We start from the raw sequence: 16,163 nt of genomic DNA, 5'->3' as shown, positions 1-16,163 counted from the left end.
CCTAACTATCAAACATTCAAAGCTTGTGTTTCATACTTCTAAAGGCTTTGATTAAGCCAAGGGTGGATGCGTCAAAGTGATTATCGATATTCGTATCGCCTTCCGCTTGTATTGCAGCATGAACTTGGTTGCCTAATTGCTTGCCAAGCTCTACCCCCCATTGATCGAAGCTGTTGATATCCCAGATTTTGCCTTGCACAAAAACTTTGTGCTCGTATAGAGCAATGAGTGCGCCGACGATTTTGGGGTTGGCTTTATCAAAGAAGATGGTATTACTTGGGCGGTTCCCTGGTATTACCTTTTGCGGGGCCAGTACGGCGATTTCCCGTTCGCTTTTACCTTCTTTGCGCAATTCTTCTTTCGCTTCTTCCAAGGTTTTACCCTGCATTAGCGCTTGGCTTTGACTTAAGCAATTACTGATGAGAAGCTCATGAAAACTATCGACTGGATTATGCGTTTGCAGTGGCATAATGAAATCACAAGGAACGAATTGAGTACCCTGATGCAATAATTGGTGATAAGCATGCTGACCATTACTGCCTACACCGCCCCAGATAATTGGGCCTGCTTGGTAATTCAGTTTACTGCCATGTATATCGACGCTTTTGCCGTTGCTTTCCATATCTAACTGCTGAATGTGTGCGGGTAGACCTCGCAGATAATGGTCATATGGCAAGATGGCATGACTTTGTGCATTGAAGAAGTTGATATACCAAACCCCTAGCATGGCCATGATCACGGGCATGTTTTGCTCTAGCGGCGCAGTGCGGAAATGTACATCCATTTCGTGAGCACCTTGTAAAACTTGCTTGAAATTTTCATGACCAATTGTAAGCATAAGCGGCAAGCCGATTGCGCTCCATAAAGAATAACGACCGCCGACCCAGTCCCACATGGGAAAGATATTTTTTTCATTAATACCAAAGGCTTTGGCTTTTTCTACATTGGCGGTAACCGCTGTGAAATGCCTTGGTAAATCGCTTTCTTGTCCGCCGTTATCCAAAAACCATTGACGGCATTCGATCGCGTTTTTTAAGGTTTCTTGAGTACCAAAGCTTTTGCTTTGTACGATAAAAAGCGTGGTTTCTGGGTTTAAGCCTTGTAGCACTTCCGTTAGATTTGAGCCATCAATGTTGGCCAAATAGTGACAGTTTATTTTTTTACCCCAATAAGGCTTGAGGGCTTGTGAAGCGAGTTTTGGCCCTAAAAACGAACCGCCAATACCGATGGACACAACATCTGTGAAAGGCTTGTTACTGAAGCCACGCCAATGCTGATTACGAATACGCCAGCAGAATTCCTTCATGCGAGTCAGCGTTTTCCGCACCTCCGGCATCACGTCCTTGCCATCGACCATAACTGGTCCATCACTGAAATTACGAAGTGCTGTATGAAGCGCCGGTCGGCCCTCGCTGGGGTTAACCAAATCCCCTTTGAACATGGCTTCTATCGCTTCTGGGATGAATCGCGCACGAGCCAAATCCGCTAGTTTCTGCATAGTCTCGCACGCAACTCGGTTTTTCGAGTAATCAAGAGTTATGCCTGCGGCTTGAAGAGTATATTCAGTGAATCGATTTGGGTTTTGTTCAAACCATTGGCGCATGGAGGTCTGTTGAACGTCGCTATAATGCTGTGATAAGGCTTGGTATTCTGGAAGAGAAGTCAGCATATGCGTGCTTATTCCTTAGTGCCGCTGAAGATGGAGCTTATTATTTTGTCTGACGATAGCCAAATAGCTATACTAGACCATCATACTATCGCCGTTCACCAAGTCATTTACCTGCTCGCGCAGCTCTTTTCCTGGCTTAAAGTGTGGAACGTATTTACCTTTTAGTGGGACTGCCTCCCCGGTCTTGGGGTTTCGCCCTACACGAGGATTGCGAAAATGCAATGAAAAGCTGCCAAATCCGCGAATCTCGATACGCTCGCCTTGACTGAGGGCCTGAGACATTGTGTCGAGTATGGTTTTAACGGCCAACTCTATATCTTTGGCTGACATTTCAGGGTGTTTTTCAGTTATTCGCTCTATCAGTTCTGACTTGGTCATATAGGGCTCTCCCTTGTGATTAGCACAAACTAGGCACCTAAGCTGTACAACATTTCATCACCTTATTCGTCCTTGTTTAAACTTTGCCCTATTTCTTTTCTGCTGGCAAGCTAAGTTGCTGAATTTATTGGATAATTCTAACCATATGAGAACTATTAGATATGAACAATAGAAAAGCCAAATTCAGGCTCTAAAGATTTTTTACTACTTCGATAATTTCGGTAGTTGATATTGACGGCGTTCTAGGTAAGTAAACCACATCGCAAAATGCTTTCATGGTATCGAACTTACCACTCCAGTCATCACCCATTACAAGCACGTTAGCATTATACTCTTGAATATAATCAGGCTTCTTTTCTAAAGACTCCTCAACGAATACTTCGTCCACGCATGACAAAGCACTGAGTATTTTCATACGTTGAGACTGACTATAAACCGGATATCGACCTTTTTTCTCAAAATTAAGCTTATCAGAAGAGACACCCACTATAAGGTAATCACCTTGGGATTTGGCTCGTTCCAAGATATTAATATGCCCCACATGAAACACATCAAATGTTCCAAACGTAATAACTCGTTTACTCATGCTTCCTCATAATTGAGTATATATTGCACAATACGCTCACTGGCTTTGCCATCTACATTTCCGGCCAATGATAGCGTATAGCGAGACCTTTGTGATGCGAATTCATCTGGGTGTGTGATTTGTTTTTGAATGACAGATTTTAATTCTCGGTATGATTTGGCATGAGCCGCAATATCTGCATATTTATACAAATCTGGATCCATTCTCTTTCTAAACCTAAATGAGAATATTCCTCGATAAGTCCATCTGAGTTTTAAAAAATCGCACCAAACAACTGGTTTGTTCAGCGCAGCAAACTCGAACAACGTAGAACTAGCATCACTGATTAACACGTCGGCAACGACCATGAAAGGCAATATATTGGATTCATCCACATCAGCCAAATAAACGTTTGGATACTTCGCCCATCTTTCAAGAATGTTTTTTTGCTTTTCATACTTTGATACAGAAAGCGAAAAGAAGTGAGGTTTCAGAATAATGTTGTATTCAGAAAAGTGTAGAGGAAACTGATGGTCGAAGCACTCTATACTGCTTGGGTAAAACGTTGGGGCGTAAAGTAGTGTCTTTTTATTGTCATCTAACCCGTAGTCAGAAGGTTTGGTGCCTCCCAAATCACCATTCACTGCTGGATCCAACTTTGCGTATCCAGTGTCGACAAAACACTGGCCTGGGTACATTTCTTGTAACCGAGCAGTCCGGTAAGGCCCTTCTACAAAGCGCACTGTGGTTGGGGTGTCTGACACAGTGTAATAGCATGATTTTGGCCCAATGCCATGACTGACAAGGGCTGTTTTAGTATTAGGGTGAAGGTCGTCAATACCACTAAAAGAATTACCAAGAATAAGCCAGTCTGGTTTATCGACTATGCAGAGATTCAAGGCTTCTGATTTAGAGGATACAAACCGCACTTCCTCAATACCGACCCCCTCATCAAGCAATATGCGTGGTACTCTATTTGACTGCTGTCCTTGTAAGACAAACACCGTAGTAGCGCCATATAGTCTCAAAATTCTGCGTATTGGCAAATACTGAGGAAGGTAATATAACTCCTCCACATCGAAATACACCGTAACCGCGTTATTAGTTTTTGCGTTCACGTTAAACCCTAATTAGCCAACTTTAAGTATTGGTCAACCACATTGGACAGCTCTACAGCTTTAAGAATAGGCAAGCTTTCAAGATCAGGGTAGTCTACTAGTGCCTTTTTTATGTTCTTGGATAACGCAAAGGGATCACCTGTATCACATAAATACTCAGAAAGCTTGTCAGTCATTATCTCAGAGGGACCGTATGTACAATTGGTCGATACAATTGGCGTACCACATATGAGAGATTCGATCAAAACAGTTGGCAAGCCCTCATAGTCAGAAGATAAAACTGTTAGCTCAGCTCTTTTCATCCATGCGTAAGGATTATTTGTGAATCCAGGTAATACTACGCGATCAGCTACCCCATATTTATCCGCAATAGCCTTAGCCTTTTCTACATCTTTACAAAGACAAACCATGATCTGATCAGGTACAAGCGCAAGTGCAGAGAATAAGATATCATGCCGCTTGGCTTTCACAACGCGCCCAACATGTAAAATAAAAGGTTTATTTGGAATCTCGGGGGCATATTGTTCGGACATGGTTCTAATGAGAGCAACATTGCAAGGATTATAAATAGTAGTCACTGATCTTGGTTTAATTAAACCTAATGTCGCTGCCTCAGTTGCAACACCTTGAGAAACCGCGACCAAGTCTTTATCGTTCATCACTCTCTTTTGCATTATTTTGCGAAAATACTTAAAAGGCCCTAGCCGTCTTTCTCGCTTGACCTCTTTTTCCATAGCACTGTGCAAGACGTATTTGACATTATCAAATTTAGTCAATGCCACAACTCCGTTTGTCGGATCCAAATTAGAAAGGAACAAATGTATCTTACCGTGGCTCGTTTCTATTTCAGATACTAACCCCTCTAATTTTTTGGCAGATTGTAGTCGGGCCTTTTTTCGACGAGTGATAGCCTTTAAATCTCTATCGTCATAAAGAATAAAGACGGGAACTTCTTCATAAACTTGATGATCAATCCTTTTTTCTAGTGCTATAAAAAACGCATTGTGTCCAGATTGAACAATGCCGCGAGCTAGGTCAAGCATCACCCGCTCTGCGCCACCACCGCCTATAGAATCAATTATGATGACTATATTCTTTTTCGTTTTCATACCTGCTAGAAATCGCCCTTAATTTTATTCTCAAAGCATTCAAGATGCTTTGAATCTATATTCCGCTGATAGTTTTGCCAAGCACCAGGCAATAAATATTTATTTTCCAAATATGAGAAAAAAGCTTGGCGCACTTTTTGATCAGGCTGTTCTAAATTATTCAGAATTTCCGCTACTTGACGAAACGAAGTTGAGACATAAACCAGCTTTTGTATTGCATAACAAGCATTCCCTAAAACAATAACTGGCTTTCCTAACATAGACGCCTCGATACCAACGCTAGAATTTAGCGTCAAAACAGCGTCTGCGTTACGAATAAGTTCTTCAGTATTCTCATCAACAAACTGAATACGATCGTGCTTTTTATGCAACTCGGAATACGTATGACTATCAGAAGGATGCTCTTTAATATAAAACAGTAAATCTGATGGAGTTTCTTGAAGTAGTAGCTCAACAAACTCGTAAAGTTTATGCATGGAATTAACTACAGGAGAATTAACAATAACCTGACTATCAAAATTAACCTGAAATGGCACAAAGACATAGCGTTTATTTAAATCTGCCTCAGAGAACCTAAGTTTCTTACGACTTTTGTGCGGCTTTCTTGCGACCAAAGATTTATTTTCCAAACAGTCTACTTTGTCAGTACTCTGTTTAGCGTATTCCAAATAAAAATTAGGATCTTTCGGTAAAGAGCTAAATGCATTTACACCGGAAGAGTCCATGACAGTTGTATTAGGTATTAGGCCATTTTCAAAATAGAAGATCTTAATATCCAATCCACGTGCTGCAGCTTTTACTGCCATTTCAGGAAGTCGATGACCATTCCATATACAAATATTTTTCGGTCTATGACTTGTTAAGTAACGACGAAACTTCAAGTAGATCAGTGAAAAATAAAGTGCAGAAAACGCAGTATAAACCTTCATAACAAAGGCATTCGGGAACTGGTTTGAGTACTTGCGCTTTTTACGCTCTAAGTGAAAATCCAGCCCCTCATTTATCACTTTTTTGTTTAAACCGGTATTGAAAATCTTAAACCCAAATCCCGGAAACAGCGTAACCACTCTCGCCTTGAACAAGGTGTTTTTTGCTAAAGTTTTGTAATAGCGATACTGAGACCCTTTGGAAGATATAAATAAGACGTCCAAACTCAACTTTCTGGTCCCTATGTTTGTTATTTTTAAAAGTCACATGATAACTGATTTTACTGTCAACCAACAAAAAACCCGGCTTTCACCGGGTTTTTTGTACAACTCTAAGACTTACTTTGCAGTATTAGTCTTTCTGAGAGTTAAGCTGCTCTTTGATTAGGTCACCAATAGTGGTTGGACCTGCTTGCTCAGCTTCTTTCTCACGTAGTTGCTTGATCGCTTCTTTGTCGTCAACTTCGTCTTTGCTCTTAACAGAAAGCGCGATGTTGCGATTCTTACGATCTACAGAGATGATCTTAGCTTCCACTTCGTCGCCTTCTTTCAGTGCGTTACGTGCATCTTCTACACGATCACGGCTGATTTCAGAGGCACGTAGAGTTGCTTCAACACCTTCAGCAATCTCGATAGTTGCTGCTTTTGCGTCAACTTCGATTACTTTACCTTTAACGATGGTGCCTTTGTCATTCTCAGCTACGAACTCAGCAAATGGGTCACGCTCTAGTTGCTTAACGCCTAGAGAAATACGCTCACGCTCAGGATCGATAGATAGAATGATGGTTTCTAGCTCATCACCTTTCTTGTAGTTACGAACAGCGTCTTCGCCTTGCTCGTTCCAAGAAATGTCAGATAGGTGAACTAGACCGTCAATGCCACCGTCAAGACCGATGAAGATACCGAAGTCAGTGATAGACTTGATCTTACCGCTGATCTTGTCGCCTTTGTTGAACTGGCTAGAGAACTCTTCCCATGGGTTAACTTGACACTGTTTGATACCCAAAGAAATACGACGACGCTCTTCGTCGATGTCCAGAACCATAACTTCAACGTCATCACCCACTTGAACCACTTTAGATGGGTGGATGTTTTTGTTAGTCCAATCCATTTCAGAAACGTGAACAAGACCTTCAACACCTTCTTCAAGCTCTGCGAAGCAACCGTAGTCAGTAAGGTTAGTCACCTTAGCAGTTACTTTAGTGTTCTCTGGGTAACGAGCTTTGATTGCTACCCATGGATCTTCACCTAGCTGCTTAAGACCTAGAGATACACGGTTACGCTCACGGTCGAACTTAAGTACTTTAACTTGAATCTCGTCACCCACATTAACGATCTCAGATGGGTGCTTGATGCGCTTCCACGCCATGTCAGTGATGTGTAGTAGACCGTCAACACCACCTAGATCTACGAATGCACCGTAGTCAGTTAGGTTCTTAACGATACCTGTTACTTCCTGACCTTCTTGTAGGTTAGCAAGTAGCTCATCACGCTCTTGGCTGTTAGCTGTTTCAAGAACGGCACGACGAGAAACAACAACGTTGTTGCGCTTCTGATCTAGCTTGATCACTTTGAATTCTAATTCTTTACCTTCCAGGTGCGCAGTATCGCGAACTGGACGTACATCTACCAATGAACCAGGCAAGAAGGCACGGATCGAGGCTACGTCGACAGTGAAACCGCCTTTAACCTTACCGTTAATAACACCAGTAACCACTTCTTGTGCTTCAAAGGCTTTTTCAAGCTCTTTCCAAGACTCTGCGCGTTTTGCTTTTTCGCGAGAAAGCTTGGTTTCACCGAAGCCGTCTTCAACTGCTTCTAGTGATACAGGCACTTCATCACCAACAGCAACTTCTAGTTCGCCGTTGTCGTCTAGGAATTGGTTACGAGGAATAACCGCTTCAGACTTAAGACCTGCGTTTACGATTACCCAGTCAGAGTCGATATCAACAACAGTACCAGTAACGATACTACCTTGTTGCATATCTAGACCAGATAGAGATTCTTCAAAGAGTTCAGCAAAAGATTCAGACATTAAAATACCTAGAGGTTTCAACCACCATGCCAGTTGATGGGTCTGTTTTACATTGTATGAGGCGATCCACGTCTGGCAAAGACGACCTCATACAGATAGATTTGGGCGCGAATTATACAGCAGGAAATCGGGTTTGAATAGAGGTTTTTGAGTTGATTAAATGAGGTTCTTTGACTCCAGCTCGGTTATAACCACATCTAATACCTGCTCAATGCTCATATTGGTACTTTCTACGACAAGCGCATCTTCAGCTGGACGCAGCGGCGCTACTTCGCGATTCATATCACGCTCATCTCGTGCTTGAATGTCCATCAAGATTTTCTCAATATCCGCGTCGACACCCTTTTCTTGTAGTTGTAAAAAGCGGCGTTTCGCCCTTTCCTCAGCGGATGCTGTGAGGTAAATCTTCACAGGTGCATCTGGAAATACCACTGTGCCCATGTCACGACCGTCGGCAACAACGCCTGGTGCTTGCGCGAAATCACGTTGCCTCTCTAGCAATGCTTGACGCACTGCCGGCATGGCCGCTACTTGACTGGCCAAATTACCCGCCTCTTCTGTGCGGATAGCCTGACTAACGTCTTCACCCTCAAGAATAGTATTAACCAACCCTTCCTCTTGCGGAAGAAACTGCACATCCAAACATTTTGCCAAAACAGCCACGGATTCTTCGTTATCTAATTCTACATCGTGTTTTTGCGCCGCAAGCGCAGTTAAGCGATATAGCGCACCACTGTCTAGCAAATGCCATTTCAACTTTTTAGCCACCATCTGACAAATGGTGCCCTTGCCTGCCCCACCTGGGCCATCAATGGTGAGTACGGGTACCTGACTCATGCTACTAATCCTTATACTTCTTCTTGTACTTGAATGCCGCAATGGCGTGCCAAATCCACAAAACCAGGGAAGCTCGTGGCAACGTTAGCACAATCTAGTACTTTAATTTGCTTTTCGGCTCTTAGAGAAGCAACCGTAAATGACATGGCAATTCGGTGATCATGATGAGTGACAATTTCGCCACCGCCAAACGCACCTTGCGCACCGAAGCCACTGATAATGGCGCCATCTTCTGTACCTTCTGCTTCTACGCCTAAGATTTTTAGCCCGTCGACCATCGCCTGAATACGGTCACTCTCTTTGACGCGCAATTCCTCAGCGCCTGTTAAGACTGTTTTACCTTCGGCGCAAGCCGCTGCAATAAATATTGCGGGGAACTCATCGATCGCTAGCGGCACCTGATCCTCAGGAATGTTAATACCTTTCAACTGCGCACTTCGCACACGAATATCCGCCACGGGCTCACCACCCACTTCTTTTTCATTGCTCAATTCAATATTGGCACCCATCGCACGCAATATGTTGATCACACCAATACGCGTTGGATTAATCCCCACGTGTTGTAGAGTAATATCACTGTCTGGCGCAATAGACGCAGCGACCATAAAGAAAGCGGCTGATGAGATATCAGACGGCACATCAATTTTGGTTGCCTTTAATTCGTGACCTGATTCTATGGTCACTTTTGAACCCTCGACTGATACTGGGTAGCCGAAACCTTGCAGCATTCTTTCTGTATGATCGCGTGTTGGCGCGGGTTCAACCACTGACGTTGTACCTTTTGCATACAAACCAGCAAGCAAAACACAGGATTTAACCTGAGCACTGGCCATGGGCAACGTGTAGTCAATACCTGTTAAAGCGTCACCACCTTTAATCAATAAAGGTGGACGACCCTCTGCTGCAGTCTCGATAGTAGCCCCCATTTCACGCAATGGATTCGCCACTCGGTTCATGGGACGCTTTGAAAGTGACTCATCTCCTGTCATTTCGACATCAAAGCTTTGCCCCGCCATCAATCCTGCAAGCAGACGCATGGACGTGCCGGAGTTTCCTAAATACAGTGTATTTGGTGGTGATTGCAAACCATGAAGACCGACACCATGAATGGTCACGCGACCACGATGCGGGCCTTCAATGACGACGCCCATGTCACGAAATGCTTGCAAAGTAGCAAGACTGTCTTCACCTTCTAAAAAACCTTCTACTTCTGTTGTGCCAGTCGCAATTGAACCCAACATGATGGATCGGTGACTAATAGATTTATCACCAGGTACACGGAACGAGCCTCGTACCGATGCGCCTGGCGTAGCAATATAATTAATAACGGTATTTTTCATAGGCTCTAAGTAAGCTCGACGGGCTAATATTGTGGAAAAATGATCTCTGGCTACTTTAGCACGAGTAAAGACGCCCATCATAGCTGTGCTATCAGACGTTTCTACCGCACTTCTTAGCTTGTTTAAATCTTCTGTAAATAAATCTAGGGCATGTAAAACAGCATCTTTATTGGCCGTAAATATGTCATGCCACATAGTTGGGCTACTTGCTGCTATTCGAGTGAAGTCACGAAAACCACCTGCAGCGTAATTGAAAATTTCTTTATTTTCGTGACTGTGAGCTAGTGTATCCACAAGCGAATAGGCTAACAGATGCGGCAAGTGACTAGTCGCGGCAAGCACTTCATCATGATGTTCCACTGACATGGTTTCGACTTTCGCACCTGCCACTTCCCACATTTCAATCACAAACTGCAATGCCCCGGGAGAGGTTTCAGGCAAAGGAGTCAAAATCACTTTGTGATTTTGATACAGGGTTTCATCCGCAGCGGTTACGCCACTCTTTTCACTGCCGGCAATAGGATGGCCTAATATAAAATTAGGCAAGTCTTTGGCAAACACTCGGCGAATATCGCGAGCCACACTACCCTTAACACTACCTACGTCCGTGATGATCGCATCAGACTTTATTGAATCTTTTATTGTTTGCAATATAGATTCAATCGCCAAAATGGGCACAGAAATAATAATAAATTCAGCGTCCTTCACCGCGAGAGCAAGGTCTTCTGTGTATTCGTCAATGAGACCTGTCTCTTTTGCCAGCTGCATAGAATCCAGATTACGATCATAGCCAACCACAGGTCCGACTTTATCTTGGCCGCGTAATGCTTTAATCCAAGAAGCGCCAATTAGTCCAAGACCGATAATACATGTAGTCGGTTTTACTCGATTCATTACGCTAACCATCAACCTTGCAGCAACGACTTCAACGCGAGTAAAAAGGTTTCATTTTCTTCATATGTACCAATGGATACACGAAGATGATCGGGCATTTCGTAGCCTGCGACTGGGCGAACAATGACACCTTTTTCTAACAAGCCTTGATAAATCTCAGCGGCCTTCCCTGTTACCTCAAAACAAATGAAATTCCCCACAGAGGGTATCCACTTCACGTTTAACTGATCAAAACCCTGTTCCAATTGCGCCATGCCGTCGTCGTTCAACTGTATACTTTGACGAACATAGGCATCATCCTTCAGCGTAGCCTCAGCCGCAGCCAATGCTAAAGAATCAACGTTAAAGGGTGGACGCACACGATTCATTAAGTCCGCTAATTCTTCGCTGCTTATGCCATAGCCGACGCGCAAAGACGCCAAACCATAGGCCTTAGAGAAGGTACGGGTTACGACTAAGTTAGGGTAGTCTTTTAAGTAATCAATCCCATTTGGATAATCAGGCTTGTGAACATATTCGAAGTAAGCCTCATCTAGCAATACAACCACATGCTTTGGCACCTTAGCCAAAAACGCATCGACTTCGGCTTTTGTATTCCAAGTGCCTGTTGGATTATTTGGATTGGTAACAAATACGACTTTGGTTTTATCCGAAATTGCTGCGGCCATGGCCTCTAAGTCATGCCCCCAATTTTTTGCAGGGACCTGAGTTACAACGCCACCTTGCATCTTTGCTACTAAACCATAAATAGCGAATGCATGCTGACTCACAACAACTTCATCACCATCATTCACAAAGCACTTAACAATAAATTCTAGAATGTCGCTTGAACCATTTCCTAAGGTAATTTGGGCAGGAGCCACTTCAAGCTTCTCACTCAATATTTTTTTTAGGTTAAAACCATTACCGTCCGGGTAACGGGTCAATTCCTTAAGTGCTTTTTCAATAGCTGTGATCGCCTTCGGGCTGGGTCCTAACGGATTCTCGTTACTGGCAAGCTTGACAATATCTTCGACTGCTAGACCAAATTCACGGGCTAGCTCATCAATGGGTTTGCCGGGTTGATAAGGACGAAGTTCCTTAACCGCTTGTACTGCGTGATCTAGTAAAGTCATAAATGGTTTAGTGTTGAATGCTTAATATTTAATATTTAATATTTAGTGTTTAGTGTTTAGTGTTTAGTGTTTAGTTTATCGTCATTCTCAGCTTGACTGAGAATCCAGCTAGTTTATTTCATACCGCTCAATGGATTCCCGATCAAGTCGGGAATGACGGGTTGAACTCAACATTCAACACCAAACACTCAAAACTATCAAAGTACGGCTTTTGGATACGAACCTAATACTTTCACTTCCGTTGCTGAGGCCGACACCTTGCCTAAAACCTCTTTTATGTTTTCGTTTGTCACATGCCCTTCAAAATCAATAAAGAAATTATAATTCCAAGTACCGACACCTGATGGACGTGTTTCAATACGCGTTAAGCTAATGTCTTTTTCGTGAAAGGGCGCGAGCACATGATACAAAGCACCTGGTTGGTTACGACTGCTTACCATAATCGATGTCTTATCATCACCGCTTGCGTCAGTTTCGTCTCGTCCAATAATCAAAAATCGAGTCGTATTGTCTGGCATATCCTCAATGGAAGAAGCCAGCACCTTGATACTATACAACTCTGCAGCGGCATCACCCGCTATGGCTGCGGCACCCTCTTCGCTCGCCGCTCGTCGAGCTGCTTCAGCATTAGAACTGACAGGAATGCGCTCGATCTTTGCCCAACGACTATCAAGCCACTGACGGCACTGAGCTAAGGATTGCGGATGACTATAAACGCGTGTAATTTTTTCTGGATCCGTATTGGATAAGAAATGATGATGAATACGCAACGCAACTTCGCCACAGATCTGTAGGCTGGAGCCAGCAAAACTGTCTAGCGTGTGAGTAACAACCCCTTCAGTGGAATTTTCGACAGGAACAACACCGTAATTCATGGTTCCGGCTTCCACTTCACGAAAAACATCAGAGATAGAAACTTGGCTTTCACAAAGGACGCTATGTCCAAAGTGTTTGAGTGCAGCAGCTTGTGTGAAGGTACCTTGTGGACCTAAGTATGCAACCTTAAGCGGCTCTTCTAACGCCAAGCACATAGACATCACTTCACGGAAAAGTCGCGCCATATCTTCATTAGCAATCGGACCTTGATTACGATCCATTACCTTTCGAAGCACTTGAGCTTCACGTTCTGGGCGATAAAACTGGATCTGCTGTCCCTGAGCATAACGCTCTTTCACTTCGGCCACTGCTTGTGCGCATTTCGCTCGATCATTCACTAGCTGCTGTATTTGCTGGTCAATTTGATCAATTTGATCACGCAATTTGCTTAACTCTTGTTCTTCACTCACTGTTTATTCTCAGTTTTAACAGCCAACTTTGTTTGGTTATTAATGCTTAGTATTTAGTTTATCGTCATTCTCAGCTTGACTAAGAATCCATCTAGTTTATTTCATACCGCTCAATGGATTCCCGATCAAGTCGGGAACGACAGGTTGTATTCGTCATTCCCAGCTTGACTGAGAATCCATCCAATTTATTTCATACCGCTCAATGGATTCCCGATCAAGTCGGGAACGACAGGTTGTATTCGTCATTCTCAGCTTGACTGAGAATCCATCCAATTTATTTCATACCGCTCAATGGATTCCCGATCAAGTCGGGAACGACAGGTTGTATTCGTCATTCTCAGCTTGACTGAGAATCCATCCAATTTATTTCATACCGCTCAATGGATTCCCGATCAAGTCGGGAACGACAGGTTGTATTCGTCATTCTCAGCTTGACTGAGAATCCATCCAATTTATTTCATTTCGTCCAATGGACTACCTATCGAATCGGGAATGACATGTAAAAATCAACACTTAACATTCCAAACTCAATACAAATTAAATAGATTCTCCGGTCCATGTCGCTTCGCGACGCCGGAGAATGACGATATTGTTTGACATAAGTATCAATAAATAAATCATCGAACACTCACGACTCAACACTAACTATTACTATTAGCAAATTCATCCATGTAGGCAATTAATGCATCTACCGCCTCTTCTGGTACGGCGTTGTAAATACTCGCACGCATACCACCAACACTGCGATGCCCTTTTAAATTCAACAAACCGGCTTTATCGGCACCCTGCAAAAACGCTTTGTCTAAATCACTATTCTTGAGAGTGAAAGGTACGTTCATTTTAGATCTGTTATTGACGGCCACTGGATTCGCATAAAAATCACTTTGATCAATATATTTGTACAGTTTACTGGCTTTGCGATCGTTAATCACAGCAATGCCTTTCACCCCACCCTGCTGCTTTAACCACTCAAACACCAAGCCTGCTAAATACCAAGAGTAGGTTGGCGGCGTGTTATACATTGAGTCATTATCCGCTGCCACTTTATAATTCATGGAGGTCGGCGTTTCAGTTCGTGCGTCGCCTAATAGATCTTCACGAATAATCACAATACATAAACCTGCCGGACCTATGTTCTTCTGAGCCCCCGCGTAAATCATACCGAACTTAGAAACGTCCAACTCCTCACTTAAAATAGAAGAGGAAAAGTCTGCTACTAACGGAACATCTCCAGTTTCGGGAATGTAATCAAACGCAACTCCCCCAATCGTTTCATTGGGAGTGTAATGCACATAGGCGGCATCAGGATTTAAGTTTAAATCTGATTGTGTTGGAGCATAACTAAAGTTTTTATCTTCCGAACTCGCTACAACCTTCACGTCACAATATCGTGACGCTTCTTTAATAGCCTTAGCAGACCACTGACCGGTATTAATGTAATCCGCACTTTTTTTATCGCCCAACAAATTCAATGGGATCATAGCGAACTGGGCGGTTGCACCACCCTGCATAAACAACACTTTATAGTTACTAGGAATATGCAATAAATCGCGTAAGTCCTGCTCGGCTTTTTGTGCTATCGAAACATACTCGTCACTACGATGAGACATTTCCATTACAGACAGTCCCATACCGTTCCAGTCTAGCATCTCTGCTGATGCCTTCTCGAGAACCGCGGTCGGCAAGGCCGCAGGGCCTGCACAAAAATTATAAACTCGACTCATTTATCCGTTCTTCTTTTCTAAACGCTTTAACGCTCTGCGACGACGAGCTTCTTTATGTCGCTTAAAAGCCGCCATTATTAGGGCTAGCATTATACCGCCAAACAAGCCTGCGACACCTGCTAGCGCTAAAATAAGTAATTTCTTCGGCTTGATTGGGGAAGTTGGCGGAATAGCCTCCTCGTCGATCAATGCGAGTTTTACTTTTGAGTAATCTACTTCCAGTTTTTTCAGCTGATCAATACGATAAAGCAACTGAGAAACGCCTTCGATAAAGTATTCTTCACCAAAGGAAAGATCTTTTGCCATTGAATCTCGATTCTTGATAGCACCAATTTCTGCATTCAACGCTTTAGAGCCATACATATACAAAGGCGGCTCTTCAGTTAACACTTGATTTTTATCAAATGCTGGCTTGTTGATACCTACTTTTTCAGCAATGTGTTTCGCTTCATTAAGTAATAATAGGGTGCGATTGCGCTCACCCTTATACTCTTCTTTTAGCTTATCTACTTGATACTGTAGATTTAAAATTTCTGCCTGTACCTTACCTGAAAGCGTTGTTTTGATTTCCTCAAGTTTTTTAACCAAAGCATACACAACAAACGCGTTTAACAGCTCGGCACTTTCTTGGGAATCAGGGAATTCAAAGCTTAGCTTGGTAAACTGCTCTGTATCTTTTTTAGCATTGGAAACAGAAAAAGAGAAAAGCCTATCGAAGTTGGCAAAGTTCTGATTCATCAATAGCTTGTCACTATAAACCGTACCGAACTCCTCAATAACAGGAATGTGATCCTTAAAAAAAGCTTTTCGATATTCTTTAGACAAGACGGCCTTCTGCGCTTCTTGATAGGCCTGTTCGGCAGTTAGCCCAAATATCTCGTCCTCATATATGACTGCCTCGCCCTTACTACTGAGCTTTGTCGCACTCAACTGAGGTGGATTCAATTCCAACACATGAACATCCGATGGCGGCTTAATAACCACTTGAGTTTCAAAAATCTCAGTAGCACGCAATAGATATAATGCCGCCAAGATAATACAGCCAAGCAAACCAGCTAAAACCCAGACCTTGTTTTCGACAACATCATCCCATAAATCAAATAAATCAATTTCATCTGAATTATTTGGACGATTATCTAATTGCTCTTCGACATATCCTTCCGTCAT

Annotated in this window: 13 protein-coding genes; all 13 read right to left on the bottom strand. The window is 43.1% G+C overall.

Going from position 1 to position 16,163, the window contains the following annotated elements; all coding sequences use genetic code 11:
• Window positions 1-16 precede the first annotated feature (16 nt).
• The 13 genes from pgi to HF888_RS06475 all read right to left on the bottom strand — a co-directional run bounded on the left by pgi (window position 17) and on the right by HF888_RS06475 (window position 16,163).
• Entirely contained in the window at window positions 17-1,669 is a 1,653-nt protein-coding gene (gene pgi, locus HF888_RS06535; protein WP_007017514.1) for a glucose-6-phosphate isomerase, read from the bottom strand.
• A gap of 72 nt (window positions 1,670-1,741) precedes the next feature.
• A complete protein-coding gene (locus tag HF888_RS06530) occupies window positions 1,742-2,047 on the bottom strand; it encodes an integration host factor subunit beta (RefSeq protein ID WP_007017513.1) in 306 nt (101 codons plus the stop codon).
• 190 nt (window positions 2,048-2,237) lie between these two features.
• Window positions 2,238-2,633 (bottom strand): FAD synthase family protein, encoded by a 396-nt coding sequence (locus HF888_RS06525; protein ID WP_007017512.1) that lies wholly within the window; start codon window positions 2,631-2,633, stop codon window positions 2,238-2,240.
• Window positions 2,630-3,730, bottom strand: coding sequence for a CDP-glycerol glycerophosphotransferase family protein (locus HF888_RS06520; protein WP_007017511.1), 1,101 nt, complete (start codon window positions 3,728-3,730; stop codon window positions 2,630-2,632). Before HF888_RS06520 ends, HF888_RS06525 begins: the two co-directional genes overlap by 4 nt.
• Before the next feature lie 8 nt (window positions 3,731-3,738).
• A complete protein-coding gene (locus tag HF888_RS06515; RefSeq protein WP_007017510.1) occupies window positions 3,739-4,839 on the bottom strand; it encodes a glycosyltransferase in 1,101 nt (366 codons plus the stop codon).
• A gap of 5 nt (window positions 4,840-4,844) precedes the next feature.
• A complete protein-coding gene (locus HF888_RS06510; RefSeq protein WP_168367052.1) occupies window positions 4,845-5,990 on the bottom strand; it encodes a capsular polysaccharide export protein, LipB/KpsS family in 1,146 nt (381 codons plus the stop codon).
• A 127-nt stretch (window positions 5,991-6,117) separates the two neighbouring features.
• On the bottom strand, window positions 6,118-7,800 hold the full coding sequence (gene rpsA / locus HF888_RS06505) for a 30S ribosomal protein S1 (RefSeq protein ID WP_007017508.1): 1,683 nt from the start codon (window positions 7,798-7,800) through the stop codon (window positions 6,118-6,120).
• Window positions 7,801-7,956: 156 nt separating this feature from the next.
• Window positions 7,957-8,637, bottom strand: coding sequence for a (d)CMP kinase (cmk, locus tag HF888_RS06500; protein WP_007017507.1), 681 nt, complete (start codon window positions 8,635-8,637; stop codon window positions 7,957-7,959).
• A gap of 11 nt (window positions 8,638-8,648) precedes the next feature.
• Window positions 8,649-10,871, bottom strand: a complete 2,223-nt coding sequence (locus HF888_RS06495; protein ID WP_207798120.1) for a bifunctional prephenate dehydrogenase/3-phosphoshikimate 1-carboxyvinyltransferase — start codon at window positions 10,869-10,871, stop codon at window positions 8,649-8,651.
• A gap of 11 nt (window positions 10,872-10,882) precedes the next feature.
• Window positions 10,883-11,986 carry a histidinol-phosphate transaminase gene (gene hisC, locus HF888_RS06490; protein ID WP_007017505.1) on the bottom strand — a complete coding sequence of 368 codons (1,104 nt, stop codon included), beginning with the start codon at window positions 11,984-11,986 and terminating at the stop codon, window positions 10,883-10,885.
• A gap of 197 nt (window positions 11,987-12,183) precedes the next feature.
• Window positions 12,184-13,272, bottom strand: coding sequence for a prephenate dehydratase (gene pheA, locus HF888_RS06485; RefSeq protein WP_007017504.1), 1,089 nt, complete (start codon window positions 13,270-13,272; stop codon window positions 12,184-12,186).
• 641 nt (window positions 13,273-13,913) lie between these two features.
• Window positions 13,914-14,996, bottom strand: a complete 1,083-nt coding sequence (gene serC / locus HF888_RS06480; RefSeq protein WP_007017503.1) for a 3-phosphoserine/phosphohydroxythreonine transaminase — start codon at window positions 14,994-14,996, stop codon at window positions 13,914-13,916.
• Window positions 14,997-16,163 (bottom strand): Wzz/FepE/Etk N-terminal domain-containing protein, encoded by a 1,167-nt coding sequence (locus tag HF888_RS06475; protein WP_007017502.1) that lies wholly within the window; start codon window positions 16,161-16,163, stop codon window positions 14,997-14,999.

It is taken from the genome of Bermanella marisrubri (genome assembly GCF_012295615.1).
GTDB lineage: Bacteria > Pseudomonadota > Gammaproteobacteria > Pseudomonadales > Oceanobacteraceae > Bermanella > Bermanella marisrubri.
The sequence above is the reverse complement of the archived record's forward strand: the minus strand, read 5'-3'. Positions and strand labels throughout refer to the sequence as shown.